18 protein-coding genes are annotated in these 20,994 nt (G+C 41.7%); 7 read left to right on the top strand and 11 right to left on the bottom strand.

Annotated elements, in window-relative coordinates; genetic code table 11:
- Nucleotides 1-13: 13 nt before the first annotated feature.
- The gene (locus tag FGG15_RS14230) at nt 14-1,555 is read right to left on the bottom strand and encodes a glycine--tRNA ligase (protein ID WP_138837365.1); all 1,542 of its coding nucleotides are present in this window, start codon (nt 1,553-1,555) and stop codon (nt 14-16) included.
- Nucleotides 1,556-1,590: 35 nt separating this feature from the next.
- Nucleotides 1,591-2,487, bottom strand: a complete 897-nt coding sequence (locus tag FGG15_RS14225) for a coiled-coil domain-containing protein (protein ID WP_138837362.1) — start codon at nt 2,485-2,487, stop codon at nt 1,591-1,593.
- Between the two features lie 48 nt (nt 2,488-2,535).
- Here FGG15_RS14225 and FGG15_RS14220 point away from each other — a divergent pair, with 48 nt between their 5' ends.
- Entirely contained in the window at nt 2,536-3,225 is a 690-nt protein-coding gene (locus FGG15_RS14220; protein WP_237561826.1) for a ComF family protein, read from the top strand.
- A gap of 70 nt (nt 3,226-3,295) precedes the next feature.
- Complete coding sequence (locus FGG15_RS14215; RefSeq protein WP_138837358.1) at nt 3,296-4,915, top strand: Ig-like domain-containing protein; 1,620 nt, start codon at nt 3,296-3,298, stop codon at nt 4,913-4,915.
- Here FGG15_RS14215 and FGG15_RS14210 read toward each other — a convergent pair.
- From FGG15_RS14210 to katG, 4 genes are all read right to left on the bottom strand, one after another.
- Entirely contained in the window at nt 4,902-5,675 is a 774-nt protein-coding gene (locus tag FGG15_RS14210; RefSeq protein ID WP_138837356.1) for an amidohydrolase, read from the bottom strand. The two genes, FGG15_RS14215 and FGG15_RS14210, sit on opposite strands and share 14 nt — an antisense overlap.
- A gap of 5 nt (nt 5,676-5,680) precedes the next feature.
- Nucleotides 5,681-6,304 carry an NUDIX hydrolase gene (locus FGG15_RS14205; protein ID WP_138837354.1) on the bottom strand — a complete coding sequence of 208 codons (624 nt, stop codon included), beginning with the start codon at nt 6,302-6,304 and terminating at the stop codon, nt 5,681-5,683.
- A gap of 9 nt (nt 6,305-6,313) precedes the next feature.
- Nucleotides 6,314-6,793: an ankyrin repeat domain-containing protein gene (locus FGG15_RS14200; RefSeq protein ID WP_138837352.1), complete on the bottom strand. Its 480-nt coding sequence runs from the start codon at nt 6,791-6,793 to the stop codon at nt 6,314-6,316.
- 92 nt (nt 6,794-6,885) lie between these two features.
- Nucleotides 6,886-9,102: a catalase/peroxidase HPI gene (gene katG / locus FGG15_RS14195; protein WP_138837350.1), complete on the bottom strand. Its 2,217-nt coding sequence runs from the start codon at nt 9,100-9,102 to the stop codon at nt 6,886-6,888.
- Nucleotides 9,103-9,419: 317 nt separating this feature from the next.
- Between katG and FGG15_RS14190 the strand changes: the two genes are divergently transcribed.
- Nucleotides 9,420-10,034, top strand: a complete 615-nt coding sequence (locus tag FGG15_RS14190; RefSeq protein WP_138837348.1) for a DinB family protein — start codon at nt 9,420-9,422, stop codon at nt 10,032-10,034.
- Nucleotides 10,035-10,121: 87 nt separating this feature from the next.
- Nucleotides 10,122-10,652: a lipid-binding SYLF domain-containing protein gene (locus FGG15_RS14185; RefSeq protein WP_138837346.1), complete on the top strand. Its 531-nt coding sequence runs from the start codon at nt 10,122-10,124 to the stop codon at nt 10,650-10,652.
- Here the strand turns inward: FGG15_RS14185 and FGG15_RS14180 are convergent.
- On the bottom strand, nt 10,649-12,016 hold the full coding sequence (locus FGG15_RS14180; RefSeq protein WP_138837344.1) for a DUF5689 domain-containing protein: 1,368 nt from the start codon (nt 12,014-12,016) through the stop codon (nt 10,649-10,651). The two genes, FGG15_RS14185 and FGG15_RS14180, sit on opposite strands and share 4 nt — an antisense overlap.
- Nucleotides 12,017-12,026: 10 nt before the next feature.
- Nucleotides 12,027-14,765: a TonB-dependent receptor gene (locus tag FGG15_RS14175; RefSeq protein WP_138837342.1), complete on the bottom strand. Its 2,739-nt coding sequence runs from the start codon at nt 14,763-14,765 to the stop codon at nt 12,027-12,029.
- A gap of 107 nt (nt 14,766-14,872) precedes the next feature.
- Between FGG15_RS14175 and FGG15_RS14170 the strand changes: the two genes are divergently transcribed.
- Nucleotides 14,873-15,913, top strand: coding sequence for an endonuclease/exonuclease/phosphatase family protein (locus FGG15_RS14170; RefSeq protein ID WP_138837340.1), 1,041 nt, complete (start codon nt 14,873-14,875; stop codon nt 15,911-15,913).
- Nucleotides 15,914-15,934: 21 nt separating this feature from the next.
- Here FGG15_RS14170 and FGG15_RS14165 read toward each other — a convergent pair whose 3' ends face one another.
- Nucleotides 15,935-17,005 (bottom strand): hypothetical protein, encoded by a 1,071-nt coding sequence (locus tag FGG15_RS14165; RefSeq protein ID WP_138837338.1) that lies wholly within the window; start codon nt 17,003-17,005, stop codon nt 15,935-15,937.
- Nucleotides 17,006-17,192: 187 nt separating this feature from the next.
- Here FGG15_RS14165 and FGG15_RS14160 point away from each other — a divergent pair, with 187 nt between their 5' ends.
- Both FGG15_RS14160 and FGG15_RS14155 read left to right on the top strand, forming a co-directional pair.
- Nucleotides 17,193-17,477 carry a Mov34/MPN/PAD-1 family protein gene (locus tag FGG15_RS14160; RefSeq protein WP_138837336.1) on the top strand — a complete coding sequence of 95 codons (285 nt, stop codon included), beginning with the start codon at nt 17,193-17,195 and terminating at the stop codon, nt 17,475-17,477.
- The gene (locus tag FGG15_RS14155; RefSeq protein WP_138838314.1) at nt 17,423-17,593 is read left to right on the top strand and encodes a JAB domain-containing protein; all 171 of its coding nucleotides are present in this window, start codon (nt 17,423-17,425) and stop codon (nt 17,591-17,593) included. The genes FGG15_RS14160 and FGG15_RS14155 overlap by 55 nt, the downstream gene beginning before the upstream one ends.
- A 74-nt stretch (nt 17,594-17,667) precedes the next feature.
- Here FGG15_RS14155 and FGG15_RS14150 read toward each other — a convergent pair whose 3' ends face one another.
- On the bottom strand, nt 17,668-18,105 hold the full coding sequence (locus FGG15_RS14150; protein ID WP_138837334.1) for a hypothetical protein: 438 nt from the start codon (nt 18,103-18,105) through the stop codon (nt 17,668-17,670).
- Between the two features lie 86 nt (nt 18,106-18,191).
- Nucleotides 18,192-20,891 carry a TonB-dependent receptor gene (locus tag FGG15_RS14145; RefSeq protein ID WP_138837332.1) on the bottom strand — a complete coding sequence of 900 codons (2,700 nt, stop codon included), beginning with the start codon at nt 20,889-20,891 and terminating at the stop codon, nt 18,192-18,194.
- Between the last annotated feature and the right edge of the window lie 103 nt (nt 20,892-20,994).

The following is a 20,994-nucleotide window of genomic DNA, read 5'->3' as shown; positions in this document are numbered from 1 at the left end:
TACGATTTTCAATTTAGATTTTCTGCAACCAGTAGCGCATGTCCACTTCCTTGGAGATGATCTCCTTGACTTCGGATAACTTTACCCGTTGCTGCTCCATGGTATCCCGATGTCTTATGGTCACCGTATCGTCTTCCAAAGTTTGGTGGTCTACGGTAACGCAGAAAGGAGTTCCCGCAGCATCTTGCCTTCTGTAACGACGGCCTACGGCATCCTTTTCATCATAGATCACGTTGAAATCCCACTTAAGCTCATCAATCAACTTTTGGGCGACCTCTGGCAATCCATCCCGCTTTAATAGTGGTAACACTGCAGCTTTGGTTGGAGCCAAGACTGCTGGGATTTTCAAAACAGTTCTGGTGGTGCCATTTTCAAGCTCCTCTTCTTTTAATGAATTGGAGAAAACCGCCAAGAACATACGATCTAGTCCAATGGAAGTTTCCAGAACATAGGGTACATAGCTCTTGTTTTCCTCTGGGTCGAAGTATTGTAATTTTTTACCTGAGTATTCTTCGTGCTGGCTTAAATCAAAATCGGTGCGGGAATGGATTCCTTCCAATTCCTTGAAACCAAATGGGAATTTGAATTCTATATCAGCCGCGGCATCGGCGTAGTGCGCCAACTTTTCATGATCATGGAAACGATAGTTGTCTTCTCCCATACCCAAGGATAAGTGCCACTTCAAACGTTTTTCCTTCCATTTTTCATACCACTCCTGTTGGGTTCCTGGCTTAATGAAATATTGCATTTCCATCTGTTCAAACTCTCGCATTCGGAATATAAACTGACGGGCCACAATCTCATTTCTAAACGCTTTTCCTGTTTGGGCAATCCCAAAAGGAATCTTCATCCGTCCAGTTTTTTGCACGTTAAGGAAGTTCACAAAAATACCCTGGGCGGTCTCGGGTCTTAGGTACAGATCCATAGCCGAATCTGCAGAAGCTCCCAACTTTGTTCCGAACATGAGGTTGAACTGCTTTACATCCGTCCAGTTTTTGGAACCGGACAAGGGGCAAGCAATCCCCAACTCCTCTATCAATGCTTTTACATCGGCTAAATCTTCATTTTCGAGAGATTTACCCATACGCTTTAGAATGCCGTCCGCCTTGGCCTGATAATCCAACACGCGCTGGTTGGTCTCTAAAAACTGTTTTTTGTCAAAGCTGTCCCCAAAGCGTTTGGCCGCCTTGGTTACTTCCTTATCTATTTTGGCCTCAATTTTTGCGACATGGTCTTCAATCAAAACATCGGCACGGTATCTTTTTTTGGAATCTTTGTTGTCAATCAATGGGTCATTAAAGGCATCCACATGACCAGAAGCCTTCCAGGTAGTGGGATGCATAAATATGGCAGCATCGATACCCACAATGTTATCATTGAGCTGCACCATGGCTTGCCACCAGTACTCCCTAATGTTCTTTTTTAGCTCAACCCCATTTTGTGCATAGTCGTAAACCGCACTCAGGCCATCATAAATCTCACTGGATTGGAACACATACCCATACTCCTTGGCATGGGAGATTACCTTCTTAAAAACGTCTTCTTGTTTTGCCATGCGGCAAAAATAGAACTTTACCTAAAAAACAAGGGTTATTTGAGCTGAAATTCGGCAGAGGCAAGAAGTCTTTCGTCCTCAAAAACATTAATGGTGTAAATTCCTTCGGAAAGTGAGCCTTCAGGCACGGTAATCGCATCACAAATACTGATCTCTTTTCCGGTATACGGAATCTCCACTTTTTTGCTGTAGGTGTTGCCACTCACCGAAATAGTATTGGCATTGTCCTCAATAATGGACATGTTGGGATCAAGGAATTGCAAATACAATACCCGTACGTTCCCAGTTTCATTGGGATCTGCAGTTACGGTAACGCATCCTCGTAACTTTTCAATGGTAGAAGCCTTATTGGTTTTCAATGGTCTTCCAGCTCTAAGACGGAAACCACTTCCTTCGGCATCCTGAAGTTTTAAGTAGCTCTTGATCTTAAGTTCCCGTGCAAGCTCGCGATTGGTTTCCCGAAGCAGGGATTCTGCTTGTTCCATAGTACTGGCCCTACCGCGAAGTTCGTCCAACTGTCTTTGGGTCTCTTCGTATCGATTAGCCAATAGACTATTGTTATAGCGAAGGAAATTGTTCTTGAGTTTTAAGCTATCAAACTTGATTTCCAACATGCGTAGTTCCTTTCGGGTTTCTTTCAGCTTCATAATGCTAAAATTCAACCGACCTACGGAATCCAATAATTGTTGAACTCGAAAACGGGAAGTCTGCAGTTCAATTTCGCTTACCTCATTCAATCCAGATAGACGGTCTACCTCCGCTTTCATCAAAGTAAGATCTTTGACCAAAAGTGACTTTTCCTGTTCCAAAAAGTTCATCTGGTTCTTGGATTGGGCATAACTGTAGTAAAAAGCTATGAGAATACCCACAATTACTGCAAGTAGTGCAGCAAAGATAATCTTGTAGTTGAAATTGTTATCTTGGGCATCCATGAGGTTAATTGGCTACTATAACGCGTATAAGATTTGATCCCTAAAAGGTTGGCTAAGATACTAAACGAGATTCACAACATACTATTGCCATTGGTATGTTTTGGATGTAATGCGCATTTATCCAGAGGAGAAAGCGTATTGTGTACCGTTTGTCGACATGAGGTGCCACTCACCGATTACAACTTTGACGATGAAAACCCCGTAGACCGCATTTTTTATGGACGAATCCCCATAAATAAGGCAGCTTCCTTTATGTTTTTCCAGAAAAATGGTGTTGTCAAGAACATCTTGCATCACTTAAAGTACAAAAATCAAGAGCAAATTGGTGGTTTTTTAGGCCAGTGGTATGGCTCTCTCGTTCAACATGAATCTTCTTTAAAGGATGTTGATGCTGTCATACCTGTTCCCCTTCATATTAAAAAGCAAAAGAAAAGAGGATATAACCAGGTAGCGCTCTTTGCACAAAAAATAGCAAATTCCATCAATGCGAAATACAGGGATGATATTTTGATCAGAGGCATCAACACCAAAACCCAAACAAAAAAGGACAGGCAGCTCCGCTGGGAGAACACCAAGGATGTTTTTCAGTTGACGACCAACAACAATGTTTCCATAAAACATGTGCTTCTGGTTGATGATGTGATCACAACCGGAGCTACTCTGGAAGCCTGTGCCCAAACCCTATCCAAAATGGGTCCGATTAAAATATCAGTGCTGAGCATGGCCGTGGTTCCCTAGAGGTTAAATTTTATTAAGGCGTGTTTTCCTTTTTCAAATTAGTTGTTTCTTTGTCCCACACTAGTTTTACATGCAGTACTTAAAAAAACTATTGAGCCTTTCTTTTTTATTGCTGATGGTTTTCGCCCTTTGGCAATGTGCAAAACGAGGTAATCCATCTGGGGGACCCAAAGATTTGACCCCTCCCCAATTGATACGCACCGAACCGGAAAATTTTACAACGGAATTCAAGGCTGAGAAAATCCGTCTGTACTTTGATGAGCTGATCAAATTGGAAGATGTTCAAAATCAATTGATCGTATCCCCGCCTCTTAAGTACCCCCCTGAAATTAGACCTCTGGGAGGAGCAAACAAGTATATAGAGGTGATTATAAAGGATACACTTCAGGAAAATACCACCTATACGTTGAACTTTGGTCAAAGTATAGTAGACAATAATGAAGGAAATCCGAACAGCTTTCTTTCCTATGTATTCTCTACCGGCACCTATATTGATTCCCTTTCTCTTTCTGGCGCCGTAAAGGACGCCTTTAATCGCAGGGCAGATCAGTTTGTAAGCGTTATGTTGTACGAAATTGATACTGCATATACCGATTCCACCATTTATAAAACAGTGCCGAATTACATCACCAATACTTTGGATAGTCTCCCCTTTTTTGAACTGCAAAATCTAAAGGCCGGGAAATATGCACTTGTGGCCATCAAAGATGCGAACAAGAACAATATGTTTAATCAACGGCAAGATAAAATTGGTTTTTTATACGACACCATTACCGTGCCCACGGATTCTGTTTATTTATTGAACATGTTTTTGGAAGAACCGGATTATAGTGCTTCCGTGCCTAGTTATGTTGCCAAAAACCATATCCTATTTGGTTATCAAGGGGATCACAGGGATATTAAAATTGAAAGTTTGACAGAATTTGCCGATTCCGTCCAAACGCTGATCCTTAAAGATCGTGAAAAAGACACCTTGGATTTTTGGATCACTCCCACGGATTTGGATTCCATCATATTTACCGTAAGCAATGAAAAGATGCAAAAGGTGGATACTTTTACCGTGAAAACCAGAAAATTGCCTTTGGATTCACTTAAACTGAGTACTTCCATCGGCCGGCAATTCAATTTTGAGGATACCTTTAGTATATTGGCCAGTACACCCATAGTTGCATTGGATTCCAATCAAATTGCCCTTTTCATTAGCGATTCCATCAGTTCGCCCTTTACCTATTCCTTGGACTCCATAAAGAACAAGGTGGATTTTGATTTTGCTTTGGAACCCAACCAAAGCTATTCCTTTGAAATTATGCCTGGTGCCATCACAGATTTTTTTGGGATTCAGAACGATACTTTAAATTACCGTTTTTCAACGGGCAGCTATGCTGATTTTGGAAACCTGCGGTTGAATGTTGGTGGAGCCGTCCGTTACCCAATGATTGCCCAATTGACGAATGACCGTGGTGAGATTTTTCGGGAACTTTTTGCTGAGCAGCCCAAAACTTTCGAATTCAAAAACTTGGACCCGGGGGAGTACAATATTAGGGTGATTTTTGATGACAACGGAAATGGAAAATGGGATACCGGTAGCTATCTGAAGAAAATTCAACCTGAAAAAGTCAGCTACTATCCAGATGCCATTGACGTACGGGCCAATTGGGAACTGGAACAGACCTTTATTATTTCAAACTAAATTCATCTCGGTCATTCAAGAATTTTAGTTTATTTCTATAGGTTGTAATGTGTTCCCTCTCCAACTCCACATAAAGAATCTCTTCCTTTTCGGAAAACGCCAGAGTATCTCCAAGCACATCATAAACAGCAGAATGTCCAGAATATTCGTAACCTAGGTCATCCACTCCTATCCGATTAACCCCAACACAATAGGACATATTCTCTATGGCGCGTGCCTTTAACAAAGCATCCCAAGCCATAATTCTTGGTTTGGGCCAATTGGCCACGTAGATCAAAACGTCATAGGTTTCTGTATTTCGTGCCCAAACTGGAAAACGAAGATCGTAACATATTAAAGGGCAAATACGAAATCCCTTGAAGTCTATCATCAACCGCTCAGTTCCAGCCGTATACACTTTGTCCTCCCCTGCCAAGGTAAAGGTGTGTTTTTTATCGTATTGATCCACCTGCCCATCGGGGTGCGCAAAAATCAACCGATTGTAGTTTTGATCGTTTTCATGGATAACGAGACTACCCACAACTGCAGCCTTGGTTATTTTGGCCCATTGCTGCATCCAACTTATCGTTTTGGTTCCTTCAGAAGAGTCAATGTTTTGTGGAGTCATGGTAAAGCCTGTCGTAAACATCTCTGGTAGCACAATGAGGTCCAACTTATCTTGGATTGTTTCCATTTTGTGACCGAGCATTGTCCTGTTGGCTTCAGGGTTTTCCCAATGCAACGGCGTCTGGACCAGGGCTACTTTTAGCTTTTCAGACATAGGTGTCAATCAAAATAAACATCGGTTCGAGAGGATTTTGCCAGTTGAAAAAGATGTTTTAACTGGCTTTCCAAAATGCGTTCTTGCGAAAGCTCTGGAAGTTGGTCCAAAGGGAAAAAACCGGCATCAAGCATATCAAATCCCGCTTTTAACTCTCCTCCAGTGATTCTGCAAAGGAACATTAACTTATAGATATAATAAGGTTCAGGAGGGTGCGGATGCACCTGTTTGTCATAAACGCCCAAAAAGCGGACAACCTCTGTCTTTAACCCAGTCTCTTCCTCAATCTCTTTAACGGCAATTTCGGATGGGGTAATACCAATATCGGCCCAACCTCCTGGAATGGTCCATTTGCCATCCACACTTTCCTTGGCCATCAAAATTTCGTCCTTTTCATTCAAGACAAAACCTCTTACATCCACCTTGGGTGTAGGATAATCCTGTTGGGGCATAAAAAAGTCCTGTATCACCTCCATGGGTTCATCGGCAACAAACGCCATCAACTTTAAGCTGATGTTCTTAAGTTCCTCATAACGCTCCTTGTCGTAGTCATCTTGGGTAAAAACCAACCCGGCTTCGGCCAAGGCCTTTATTCGTTTGATGAGGTTAAGCTGTTCCTTTGAGTCCATATGGTTTGGCTACGTTTTTGATTCCAATAATTTTACCAAATCTTCATTTTCCTGCATTTTGGCTTGGTCCAATGCAGTATTTCCCCTACCATCCTTAACGTTAATATCAGCTCCATATTGGATGAGCAATTGTGCCATGTCCAATCTATTGAATGTAACCGCATAAATAAGACCTGTGGCTCCCATGCTATTTACATGGTCCACGTTGGCTCCGGATTTGATCAGCAGTTCAGCTAAATCCGTATATCCTTTAAAACAAACGCCCAATAAGGCGGTATTGCCCGATCCATCCGTAGCATCTATACTGGCGCCATGGGCCAAGAGTAATTCCGTAATTTCCTTTTGATTGTAGTATGTGGCCAAAATTAATGGGGTAGATCCCCTTTCATCTTTGGCTTCCAAAAGGGTCAGGTCATTTTCCAGTAATGTGGAAACGGCAACCTTATCACCATTTCTTACCGCATTGAAAAGCTTTTCTATCTTGCTCATTTGATGAATTAAAATTATAAAAAAACTGCCACAACCTTGGTTGGCGTGACAGTCTTTTGGGTTTAATTTTCCTTTTCTATTAAAGGCCTTTCTTACGCAAGGTCAAATCGGTCTAAATTCATGACTTTGTTCCAAGCTGAAACAAAATCGCCCACAAATTTCCCTTGGGCATCGCTACTTCCATAAACTTCGGCAATAGCTCTCAGTTCTGTGTTAGATCCAAAAATAAGATCCGCCCTAGTCCCAGTCCACTTCAAATTTCCAGTCTTGCGATCATGTCCTTCAAACACCTCATCGTCATCTGAAGTTGCAGACCATGAAGTATTCAAATCCAAAAGATTAACAAAGAAATCGTTGGTCAGGGTTTCTGTACGATTGGTGAACACCCCATGATGGGATTTATCAGCATTGGTATCCAAGACCCGCATTCCACCGACCAGCACTGTCATTTCAGGAACGGTTAGGGTAAGCAATTGGGCTTTATCCACCAATAGCTCTTCTGATTTCACAGAATACTTTCCTTTTATATAGTTTCTAAATCCGTCGGCCACTGGCTCAAGGACCTCAAAGGACTCTGCATCTGTCTGCTCGGCTGAAGCGTCGGTTCTACCAGGGGTAAAAGGCACAGTAATGTCATGGCCCGCATTTTTTGCCGCTTTTTCCACAGCTGCGCAACCTCCAAGAACAATCAAGTCAGCCAAGGAAACTATTTTTCCAAAGTTATTCTTGATACTTTCCAAGGTTTCCAAAACTTTGGCCAACTGGGATGGGCTATTAACCGCCCAATCCTTTTGTGGAGCTAAACGGATTCGTGCTCCATTGGCTCCTCCCCGGTAATCTGAACCTCTAAAAGTGGACGCGGATGCCCATGCAGTGGATACCAGTTGTGAAATAGACAACCCAGAGTCAAGAATCTTGGATTTCAATTCCGTGATTTCTCCATCATTGATCAAATCGTGATCAACGGCAGGAACGGGATCTTGCCAAATCAATTCCTCGCTGGGTACATCTGAACCCAAATAACGACTTACAGGCCCCATATCGCGGTGCGTCAGTTTAAACCATGCACGCGCATAAGCATCGGCAAATTCCTCTGGATTTTCCAAAAAGTGCTTGGAGATCTTCCCATATTCTGGATCCATACGCAATGATAAATCCGTGGTCAGCATAAAAGGTGCATGTTTTTTCTCTGGATCATGTGCATCTGGAATGGTTCCGGCTCCTGCTCCATCTTTAGGTTTCCATTGATGGGCTCCAGCTGGACTTTTGGTCAATTCCCATTCGTAGGCATAAAGATTTTCCAAAAATTTATGGCTCCATTGGGCAGGCGTATCTGTCCAGGCTCCTTCTATACCACTGGTGATGGTATCGCTTCCTTTTCCAGAACCAAAATTGTTCTTCCAGCCCATGCTTTGCATTTCAATAGAGGCCCCGGCAGGTTCAGCTTCCACATATTCTGCATCGCTGGCCGCTCCGTGTGTCTTTCCAAAAGTATGTCCTCCGGCAATCAAAGCCACGGTTTCATAGTCGTTCATTGCCATTCTACCAAAGGTTTCCCTTATATCATGTGCGGCGGCAATGGGGTCGGGATTTCCATTGGGCCCTTCCGGATTTACATAGATCAATCCCATATGAGCAGCACCCAATTGCTTTTCCAAGTTTCCTTCCTCATTATATCGTGCTTTGTTTCCCAACCATTCGGCTTCAGAGCCCCAATAAATATCTTCTTCAGGTTGCCAGATATCTTCTCGGCCTCCCGCAAACCCAAACATTTTCAATCCCATGGATTCATGGGCAATATTTCCGGCCAAGATCAAAAGATCGGCCCATGAAATTTTCTTGCCGTATTTCTGCTTAACAGGCCACAATAGCAATCTGGCTTTATCCAAATTGGCATTGTCCGGCCAGCTGTTCAATGGAGCAAATCGCTGTGATCCCGTTCCACCACCACCACGGCCATCTGCAATACGGTAGGTCCCAGCTGCGTGCCAAGCCATACGAATAAAGAAGGGGCCATAGTGACCGTAATCTGCCGGCCACCAGTCTTGGCTATCTGTCATTAGGTTGGTAAGGTCTTTTTTCACGGCTTCCAAATCCAAAGATTTGAACTCAGTAGCATAATCAAAATCCTCATCCATAGGGTCTGCCAGATTGGAGTGCTGGCGAAGGATGTTCAAATTAAGTTGGTTGGGCCACCAATCGCGGTTGGATGTACCGCCTCCGGCTCCTTGTTTCAGCGTTCCGTTGAGAAATGGACACATGCCCTCATCCATGCCATTTCCTGCTGAATTTGCTAATTCTTTGCTCATGATTATATGTTGTTTAATGTGATTTTTAAAGCCTTATAAAGATAGGAAAACTGCCCTCCAAAGAATAGGCAATTCATATTAAAATACTATCAAAACATAAGTTTTATCTATTCATGGCTGTCGTTTAGATTTCTTCATAATTGCCTAATTTCAACCATGTTTTGGCAGATTTGACCCCTAATGTGGCAGGAATTTGCATTATTTTTGAGTTGAACCTATGGGCTCTACATTACATATGTTCCAAAAGATGTCCAATTGAACTATCTTTAAACGTCTATATAACAAGGTACCTACAGTAATCTAAAAATCCATCACACATGAAAAAAATGATTTTGCCATTAGTTGCACTGCTATTATTTAGCTTCAGCGCAGATACCAATAAACTTTCCAACGATGATCGGAAGAAGGTGGTTAAACATCTAAAGGAAACCCGGGACCAGATGTCCAAAGTTTTGAAAGGGTTGAGCCAAGCTCAATTGACCTTTAAACCCGAGGAAAGCTCTTGGTCCATAGCAGATTGCGTGGAGCATTTGACCATTTCAGAAAATGCTTTTGGGGGACTTATCCAAAAAACAGTGGCTGCCGGACCCAACCCAGCTCTGAAAGATTCTGTAAAAATGAATGACGAACAACTTATGGGCATCATCCTGGACCGTTCCAACAAGGTGAAAACCGCCGAACCTTTTGAGCCTTCCGGGAAATTTGGATCCCCTGATGAAACTTTAAAGGCCTTCTTGGACAAAAGGGAAGAGCACATTTCTTATATGCAAAGCACCGAGGATGACCTAAGAAATCTTTACAGCAATGATTTACCTTTTGGAACGATAGATGGAGTCCAGTTGGTTCTATTCATGTCTGGCCATACGGAACGACATGTTAGCCAAATGAAGGAGGTGATGAATCACAAGCTTTTTCCATCCAACGTGGATTGATCCATTGTTTAACAATTATTGGCAAACCCCTTCCTCTTTGGACGGTGTTTATTTTTTAATTTTGATGGGATAAAAAAGAACATGAACATGAAACTAATTAAATCCTTTGCCTTGGTGGCCCTTATGCTCTTCGCATTTACCGCCACAGCCCAAAATAAAAAAGACCGTAAGATCATCAACGATGCCAAGCGGGCCAAAAAATCCCTTTTGAAAGCAGACAGGGGTCTACAGCGATTCTTTGACAATTCTGCCGGCTACGTGCTTTTTCCCAATGTGGGCAAAGGTGGATTTATTATTGGAGGGGCTTCTGGTAATGGGGCCGTTTATGAAAATGGGGAAGTTGTTGGAATGGCCAACCTTAAAAAATTGAACGTAGGGTTCCAGGCGGGTGGACAGGCCATTATTGAGATTATCTTTTTTGAAACCGCAGTTGATCTGGAGCGCTTTAAAGAAGGAAAGTTTCAATTTGCTGCGGAAACCAGCGCGGTTGCCTTGAAATCAGGGATTGCCTTTAACGCCAAATACAAGGACGGTGTAGCCGTATTTGCCCTACCCAAAGCCGGCCTTATGGCCGATGCCTCCGTGGGGGGACAAAAGTTTGGGTATAAGCCGTTTTAGTTAAACTGGCCTGGAGTATAATCTTCCGGGGCATTTTGGAGCTGGTGGGTTGTCCCGGCATCTCCTGAATCGTTGTAAATGAACCATTCCCCAAAAGTATAAGTTGGGTTTCCTTGGGTTACCTCCAGGTTCCGGAGCGCACGACCATCTTCAAACTCATGGTTGGTTCCAGAGCCATCTTCGCCCACCACGCCAAAAACGTCTATTATGGTTCCAAATGGATCCACAAGCTCAAGATTGTCATCGCCATTTGAGTCTGCAGGACTGTTGGTGGAAACATGTATATCAGGAGGGAAACCATAAACCAGTTCAAACTCCTCTGAATTGGGTGAAATTACAAGAGTGCCTTTTGCAGCAATGCTAAAACCCGATAAATCTACTGACGAGCTTACCTCTGTTTTTTCATTGGTATATCTGCGTAAAGTCCACAGATTTAAGTCTAGAGGTTGGTTGGATGAATTGTACAATTCCACAAAACGGGCACCCGTATTGTTGTCTGGATCTGCCAATTCCGAAATGAAAACATCCTTGGATGTAAACTCAGTAATAATCTCTGGACACCGCTCGTTGGCAAAATCCAAATCTGTAACATCCCTTATAACTAATTGATACTTTTCACCATCCCTTTTTAAAATCCCCATGATACTACCATTGCCTTCCGGAAGCAACTCGGCCTGAAAATCGGAATAACCACTGGTCAATAACTCAATTCTATTTTCCTCACAATCTTGGAGGACACGAATGGTCTCCTCTTGGGGTTCTGCATAGTTTAGGCCAAGTTCTTCTTCACCAAATTCCACATCATTCAATTGGATCAAGGTATTTAACCCCACCTGATCCATCTGTGTTATAGTTGTTAGAGTAGGTGTCACCAATCCCCCTTCCTCACATACAGATACAAGATGGTCCTGTACTTTTATTGCAGGTAAGCGTCCTACGGAAAGATTGCCAAAGGAAGTAAACGAGCTGCCAAGCCTCAAGGTTTCACCACTTATTCCCAAAAACAATCCTTTTAGCTTGATAAGTACCTTGTTACCAAGAGGGTAACGCAGGTGCGCCGGACTTAGTTCAGCTTCCAAAAGAAGTCCCTTTGTGGGTTCCTTGGTCTTATCTTGCAAATAAATTTCATTGTAGAAGTTGCCTTCTTCATCCGAAGAGATGACATAACCCTCAATTATCAAATCTTCTTGTATCTGAAAAGTTTCACCAGAATACATCCCTTCCAATTCTTGAAAAGTTGTATTGGCAGATAAAACATTATCACAGTATGGTTTTGGTACGTCGAAATTGGTATTCGGAACGCAGGCTGAAATTATTGCTGACAGGATCCATCCTTTTAAAACAACATTGACTTTTATTTTCATATGCTCATCCTTAAAAGTTTATGGCAAGATTTAAAAAGTAGGTCCTCCCGTAACTGCGCCAATATTTGGTACCAAAAGATGGAGTTCCGCTTAAATTATCTTGCAGCATTTGCTGATAGTTCCCATTTCTGCTTTGTTCATATCCCCCAGTCTTGAATACCGAGTCGAATACATTGTTCACGCTCAAAAAAGCACTTATGTATTTCTTGTTCACCAACCAGGACTTTCCGCCTACCAGATTTAATAGATAGATTTCCTCGAGCTTTTGTTGTTTTAATAATCTGTCAACATTAGCTGTGCTAACACCCAGAAGTGGTTCCTGTGTATCAGGGTCCAACAAGAAACTCTGGGTACGCTTTATGGTACTGAGGTTTGCATAGCTTTGATCCATGTAATTTGCCGTTGTCCCCAGCCACCAATATTTTGGACTTCTGTATTCTACTCCAAATGATAGTGCTGTTTGTGGTCCTTGGGCCAATTTTAATCCTTTGATTTTGGCTGTTCCCAATGGCACATTCCCTTCTTTATTAATTAAATCTTCCTCGTTTCCGGAAGTGTCAAAATAAATCTGAATGTTAGGGTCGCTAGCATATACATAGCTGCCTAAATTTCCGGCCAAGGAAAGTTTAAGCTCGTTGGAGGCCTTGAACTCCAAACCCAATTCCAAGCCTTTGTGCAATTTGTCCAAACCTGTAATCACTTCCTGAACAAAATCCGAGCCTAGGCCTGAATCCACAAAAAAGAAATTGACATCTGTTGTGTGCTGAAATCTAGTATAGAAAGCACTGATGCGCCCTTTTAAATCTGGTAACCGGACATGGTAACCTAAATCAATTGTGGATATAGTTTCGTTTTGTACTTCAGGAACAATTACGTTATTCTCCCTTGGGTTCACAAACAGGTTTTGAAGTGCCGGAGCACGATTGATTTTTGCGCCATTGATCATAATCCAGTGCCTCCCATTTAAAAAATAGGTCATTCCTGATTTCGCGCTTAGACCTGCCAAGGTAATTTTGTCTCCTTTTCCCAAGGAGTACTCAGGGTATCGTTCATTTTGAAACAATCCATTTCGTTGGGCGTTCCCTTGGGACAGTGCTCCTGAAACAAATGCATTCCACTTTTTCCTTTTGATTTGCAATTGCGTAAACCCCCCAAGTCTTTTGGAATTCATTTCAAAGTTGTAGCCTGTCCTATCTCCCACGGTTTTTGTTGGATTCCCAAAAACATCATTTCGTGTTAACGAGAAGGAATCACTATCCTCTAGAAATTCGGCTCCAAGTAAATCCTTGATCCTACTAAAATTCTGGATGCCTGAAACTTCCATATTTGCTCCTAGACCCAGTTCTAAACTTTCACCAAGGTTCAGTTGCATATTGCTCGCAACCATGAACCGTTCTTCGTATTGTACATCCTCAGAAAGTGCATAGGAGGCAGAATCATCTGGGGAATTTCTGTTCACGGCATACATTTGTCCCCAATCCAATTGTGGATGGTCCAGTAACGCTTCCTTTGCCAAATTCGCATTAACAAAATCGGCACCAAAAGAACCATTAATATGAAAGCTGGGGACATATTTATAATAGGTAGGGTCGGGGTTCTGTGTGTTAAAGTAAGCCAGTCTATCCTTAGCGGTACTTCCGCTTTGATACATAATTCCAGTAGTCCAATTCATTTTGTTGGATTGTAGAAAGTGATTAACCATAAACAAGGGTTCAAAAATCCTGCGTTCCCTTGAGTTTCGAATCTCACCATTCTGAATCCCCCAATACGGATTGTATCGGTTTCCCATCAATACAAAAACTTCATCAGTTAATGCCGCCGACCTACCCCTTCTATTATTTGCCATAATTGTACTTATGACCAAACTGTTTTGTTTGTTCCATTTATATTCCAGAGTACCAAAAAGGGATTGGGCATCATACAAAGTGCCATCCACATAGCCTGAATTAGCCCATCTTCTAGAAGCAGAAAGGGAGTAAGCCCATCCACTTGCCAGTAAACCTGAATTGTAGGTAGCCATCAGCCTACTCCTGTAGGTTCTGTTGGACATGGAAGAGGAAACTCGAAGACCAGATCTAAATCCAGAAGGTCTAGTATCTATATTGGTGTTTCCCAAAATTCCACCGAAAGTATTTGGGTTCATTTCCAAAGCTTGGGTATAGGTCTGATTTCGGATTACATCGTTGAGTCCACCCCAATTGTTCCATTGAGGTCTTCCATCCCAGATTTTGTTTAAAGGGATTCCGTTGATCAACACCTCGCCGTGCTGAGAGTCATAACCGCGAATCTTAAAAAATGCCTGTCCAAAATCAAAAGCTGCGCGAGTAAGAAAAATATCCCTAGTGGATTGCAACATTCCCATGGATCCTGAAAACAAACCTTCATCATCTGAAAGTTCGTTATCAGTCAAGGTTATGAGATTATCATTTTTTTCAAGGGTGATGTCCTTTTCTAGAAAAATATCTCCCAAACTAACAGGTTGGCCTTCAAGAAAAAGCTCGAATGTTTTGGGCAAGTAGTCGGGGGCCGATATATGAATTATGAAGTCCCCCTCAAAATCCAGGGCAATGGTAAAACTACCATCAACTGCAGTATGATATTCTTTTTGAAATCCTTCTACTTTTAAAGAACCTCTCGCAACAGGAACCTGATTGGACCCATCTTTTATGGTTCCTGAAATTTCTGTACTGTGCTGGCCACTTAAAAGGTTGGTATAGCATAGCAGCACAAAGAACATGGCTGTTCTCATATGTTCGCCTTTGTAGGTTAATCAGAATAAAATTTGGGGTTATTACTAGCTGTTTTGTAAGAAAAACGAACAATCTTAGTAATTTTAGTACAGAAAACAAAACCCAAATGAAAATTTTAACCTACTCTGTCATGCTAGTGTCCTTCTGTTTGTATGGACAAAATCAAGCAAGCTACAAAATCAGAACCATTGCCTTTTACAATGTTGAAAATCTATTCGATACCACCAACGACACCTTAATTTTTGATGACGACCGTACTCCGGAAGGTGCCTATCATTGGACCCAAAATCGTTATGATGCAAAAATTAAGAACATATCGCAGGTCATAGCAAAATTAGGTAAGGAAAAAACTGGAACCTCACCTGACATTCTGGGACTTTGTGAAGTGGAGAATAAAGGGGTACTGGAAGATTTGGTGAATCATCCCAATTTACAGGCAAAGGATTACGGCATTGTTCACTTTGACTCTCCTGATGCCCGGGGCATTGATGTTGCCTTACTTTATAAAAAATCGGCTTTTATTCCTACCTCCTTTAAAAGCCATAGGCTACTCTTGTTTGATGAAATGGGAGAACGGGATTATACCCGGGACCAGCTTGTTGTTGGGGGTATGATGGATCAGGAAGAGCTTCATTTTATTGTGAACCACTGGCCTTCCCGACGCGGAGGTGTCACCAAAAGTCAACCCAAACGGGTTCGGGCTGCTTTACTTAACAAAAGAATAATGGACTCCATTAGGGAATTGAATCCCGCAGCTAAAATCATAGCCATGGGCGATTTAAATGATGATCCAAGGGACCATAGTTTAAAAAGGATATTAAAAACCAAGGGGAATTCCTCACAGTTGGATAGCATTTCCCTTTTTAACCCTATGGAAAAAATGTACAAAAGAGGGTTGGGTACCTTGGCTTACCGAGACCAATGGAACCTTTTTGACCAATTTTTTATGACCCCTAACCTAGTCCACGAAAATGAAGCAGGGTTTTTCCTTTGGCAAGCCCAGATTTTTGCCCCAGCCTTTCTTAAAACACAAAATGGGAAATACAAGGGGTATCCCAAACGCACTTATTCCGGAAAAAACTACACCGGAGGGTACAGTGACCATTTTCCGGTGTATTTGTTTCTGGTACAAGAAACTCCAGAGTAATTTTTAAGATCAAATGATTCCCTATTCGTCGAAATCACATAAGACCGTACGCTGCTTTCCTACTCCATAAAAATAAAGACGTCCATATTCCTCCTTTTTAGGATCTCCCACAAGGTCTTGCCGTGTATTAAAAAACTGTGCGGTACACCTTCCTTCTGGCCATTCCGCTACTGCTGAGATAACTACATTTCGGGCAACAATCTCTCCGGAAAATTTACTTCTTTTAACATTTAGGCTTGTTATAACAACCCTTTTAAAAGTTTCTCTCCAGCCTTGGCTTCGGGCATGCTTGCGCATTAGCATAAGTGCTTCTTTTTCTAGAGCTTTATCCCTAACATAGGGTTCTGGAACACTATATTTTGGAATCTTACCAATCCATTTTTTCATTCCCTCAAAGACATTGGTTAACAATATTTGCCCTGAAGCTAATTCCTTGGTTGGTTTCTTGACATTTTTCCCTGGGGAAGTTCCATCCACGACCGATACCTTTAGCCCTAGCAGTAAAGTGCCATCTTTCTTGGACTCGACGTATTTTTGGTTTTTGAACAACATCTCAATAATAGTTTCTTGGGTAAGGCTCATTTCCTCTTCAATTTCCGCCACCCCGGGAATAACATCGGGTTCCAGCATTGGATACCTAGAGGACTCCCAAGTAACTGATTCCCCTGGTTTTTCATTAAATCTAATCTTTGCGGGAATACTGTCCAAAAAGTATTCGTGCTTTATGAGGATTCTTTTCTTGTTTTTTGGGTTTTTGGCAAAGGTTTCAAAGACCTTATCCGACCCAGCATTTTGTTCCCCGAACCATCTGCAATACAGTCCTTTTTTATCCATTTGGGACATATCGTAAACTGCAAGGAACCCATCTTCATCTTCCCATTCCCTTGGTATGGTCTCATGGGCAAAAACGAACTTCCCTAAATTGTTCTCGTGAACGGGGCTAAAAAATTCCTGATTCAGGAGTTTGGTTTTATCAACCTCTTTTGGCTTCCAATAAAAAGGGGATTGGGAAATGTCCTTTTTTGCTCCTCCGGAACATGCAACAAATAAAACAGCGACAATAAAGCCGCATAAATAGGTTAAGATTCTCATGGTTTTATATTTAATTAATAGATACGTTACCGTGAGGTTGAATAGAGGCTGGACATAGGAATATCATTCCCATTAAAACACAAAAACCCCATGCGCTGTGCGCAAGGGGTTATGCTATAAATTCAAGATAAAGTTAAGGAAAAACAGCTTGCTAACCAACGGTACCATTTTTTTCTATCTTTAACCCATGACCGTAAGATTACCTAAAGACGAGGATAAACATGTTTCTGGGACAGACGATATTGCCCGTATCATGCTCAAGATATTATGGCGTCAAAATAATATTCATCGTAAAAAGGAGTATTTCTGGACCGTTGGGTTAAACACTGCCAACGATATAGATTATATTGAATTGGTCACCATTGGAATCAGTAACAGAAATATTGCTGAACCAGTAGATATTCTAAGCCTACCTGTATCAAAAAATGTAAAAAGATTATTCTTTGCCACAACCACCCTTCTGGAAGGTTAGAGCCAAGTGAACAAGACATTATGTTCACCGAGCGTATCACCAAAGCAGCCACAATCTTGGGAATAGAAGTTTTGGATCACCTGATAATATCAGAGAACAATTACATCACCATTTAAGCCAAAAGTGAAAGATTCCCGCTATGCGCCACCGCTAAAGCTTTTGGCTGTATGCGGGCACTGGAATGACAGTTTTAACTAAACCACTGTCCCCAAGGAATCATGTAAAGTAATAGTGCAAGGGCTATCCCATAGAATATTGCAATATTTTTGAATTTACCTTTGCTTGTATCTTTCTTCTTATGTCGAGACCACCCAATTGTAATAAGTACGACAGCCAAGATATTAGTAAAGGGATGTTCCACGGCCAATAAACGGGCAGCAGAGTTAAGGCCGCCCATGCCCAAGGTCTGTATGGCTTGTAGTCCGTTAGCCGATACAAAGTAGAGGATAAGACCTATCAATAATTGAATATGGGTCAAAATTAACGCAAAAAGACTTATTCTTAAATCTTTGTGCATGGCAAACTCTCTTTTGCCCAAAAGGCCCATAAGGGCGTTGACAAAGGCCAAAATCAATACGGCTAAAACAATATAAGCGAAATAGGAATGCAGGTTTTTTAGAATTTCCATGAGTTTAGTTTGTGAATCCTAAAAATACGGATTTTAGGCATAAAAAAAACCCGCCAATGGCGGGGTTTTTTTTATTTGCAAAGGATTTAGAAATTAAATCTTGTGCTTATGTTCCAGGTTCTTCCGAAACCAAAGAATACTTTATTATCTGTATCAATACCATTATAGACCGTACTACCCTGACCTGGGAAGATGTTGGTCAAAGATTCAGCGATATACTCCTCATCAAATATATTGTTCACATTGGCTGCGATGCTAATGGAGCTGTTACCTCCAACCTTGAACTTGTAGTAAGCCCCTAAATCGATGGTCTGATAACTAGGTAATCTCAAAGAACCTTGATGGCCTTCGACGGAGAAATCATCCGCAGAAATTTGGGCGAACAACCTAGAAGCAGAGTACAGGTTGGCACTCAATTTCAATCCTTTGGCTGGTCTTACTATCATTTCCAAATTGGTTGTAAACTGAGCTGCATCACCCACCTTTACATTATCCAAGAACAAAGTGACTTCTGGATCAATAATGTTTCTGTCATCATCCAAAGCAGCACCTGTTGGATTTCCTGCATACTCCCAGTTTCCTAAGGATAACATCCCTCTAAACTGCACTACATCAGAAGCACGGTAATCGGCTTCCAACTCAAATCCAGTGTGGATTTGCTCCACGCCATTGATATTCGCTGTACCTTCATCACCGGCAGGTGTTTCAACACTCAAATCCTCAAACCTGTCTTTCCAAGAAGTTCTGTAGATATTGATTTTAGCTCTAAAATCTCCCAAATTGATGCCATAACCTGCTTCAAGACCCAATATCTTTTCATTCGTTAAATCAGGGTTCAACTCATTTCTAAAGTTAAGGTAAACAGCATCAAACAATGGCTGCTTAGAATAGTACCCGGCATTGAAGAATACGTTGTGTGATTCGTTTAAGTTAAAGTTGGCCCCGCCTTTAATATTTCCTCCAAGTCTATTTTCAAAATCCGTTTCTTGCTGTGGATCAGAATCCAGATAGGTAAAATAGTCAATTCGCTTAAATCCCTGTTGGGAAACACCTCCTTGCAAGAAAGCTGAAACGATTCCGTTGCTGTATTCCAATTGACCAAATGCACCCAGCCATCTTACAATACCATCGTTGTAGTAGTCAATTTTTTCCTCGTCATCAATATTCTTGAAGATGTTGACAATTGATCCAAAATCTGAATCTATTGCACCAGCCTGACGTACGGTATGATTAGGATTGTTGATGTCATCATCGTCAAAATAACCATCTGCGCCCAATAGGTTATCCACCCTTCTGTAGTGGATTCCCTTATATGACCTGGCATCAACTCCAACATCGTAACTCCAATCTTCATTGATCTCTGTGTGCAAATTGGCAATCAACCCAAACCAGTTATGGGAATTCATGGAAGCTCTTCGGATTAATCCATCCCCAAAACTTGTGATAATCTGCTCACCGTTTGTTGGATCAATTTGATATTGGTTTCCATCGTAGAAAGTAACTTCTTCACCGGAATTGAATCTTGAAATCAAGTCATAATCCACCAACCCGGTGCTAGGAATTCTATATCTACTGGAGCTGGCAAACCCAAACCCAGGACCTACACCAATATCACCGGTACCACCACCTCGACCAACAGATGCGTAAACAGAAGTGGAAAGGGTAGTTTTATCGTTAAACTTGTGATCCCAGTTTAAAGATGCAATTGGTTTGTGGTAAAAATTCCTTCTCCATCCGAACTCCTCTCCATTCAAGAACCCATGGTTAAAGTTATATAAAGTCCCATATTCCAGATGATCCTCCAGGGTTGCCACATTAAAGAAGCTAGAAGTTCTCTGATTGTGTACCTGAGGTGCACCTGTTAGAACAAACTGAAAACTATTTCGGTCATTAGGCTCATACCCTAAGCCAATAAAGTAATTGTATCCTTCAAATTTGGTTCCATCTACATAACCATCTCCTGAGGTTCTACCCAAAAGAATAGACGCGGCAAAACCTTTTTCAGAAACTCCCGTATTGTAAGAAGCGGTCATTTTCATGTAACCATCATTTCCTCCACCAAATCTAACAGAACCGCCTTCTTCCTTATCGGTTGACTTTGTAATGATATTTATAGTTCCTCCAACGGAACTTATTGCCAACTTGGATGATCCCAAACCTCTTTGAACCTGCATTGCTGTTGTAACATCGCTAAGACCTGCCCAGTTACTCCAGAAAACACGTCCATTCTCCATATCGTTCACTGGAATACCGTTAATCATAATTGCAGTATTCTGGGAATCAAAACCACGAACATTGATTCTACCATCACCAAAACCACCACCAGTTTTGGTTGCGTAGATGGAAGGTGTTGACTTTAAAACTTCAGGAAGCTCTTGAGATCCAATTTTTTCTTGAATTTCCGCAGCTCTAATTGTGGAAACTGCAACCGGTGTTTCACGATCTTTGGCGATATCCAGGATACCAGTTACGATTACTCCCTCAAGCTCCTCAGCGTCTGGAAGCAATGAAATGGTTCCTACGCTCCCTGCTGAACTAAAAGAAATAGTTTTGGTAACAAAACCAATGTAAGAAACAACCAAAGTTCCTGAGTTCTCAGAAACTTCCAAAGTAAAATTTCCATCAAAATCTGTCGATACACCCGTTTCGGTGCCTTGAAGTAGTACGCTAGTTCCAGGAAGCGGAACTCCCAGTTCTCCATCAACCACCTTACCGGTAATTGTTGTTTGTGAAAATGCCATAGTTGATGTAAGCATAGCCACAAATGCCAAGTAAATTGTTTTCATTTTCTAGTGTTTAAATAGTTTAAATAGCCCTGCAAAAGTGCTGTATTTCTGAGTTATCCCGATTAAGGGAAAGTTAAGAAAAAGCTAAAATATTAATATAAAA

This window comes from Flagellimonas algicola (assembly GCF_005937185.1).
Taxonomy (GTDB): domain Bacteria; phylum Bacteroidota; class Bacteroidia; order Flavobacteriales; family Flavobacteriaceae; genus Flagellimonas; species Flagellimonas algicola.
The sequence above is the reverse complement of the archived record's forward strand: the minus strand, read 5'-3'. Positions and strand labels throughout refer to the sequence as shown.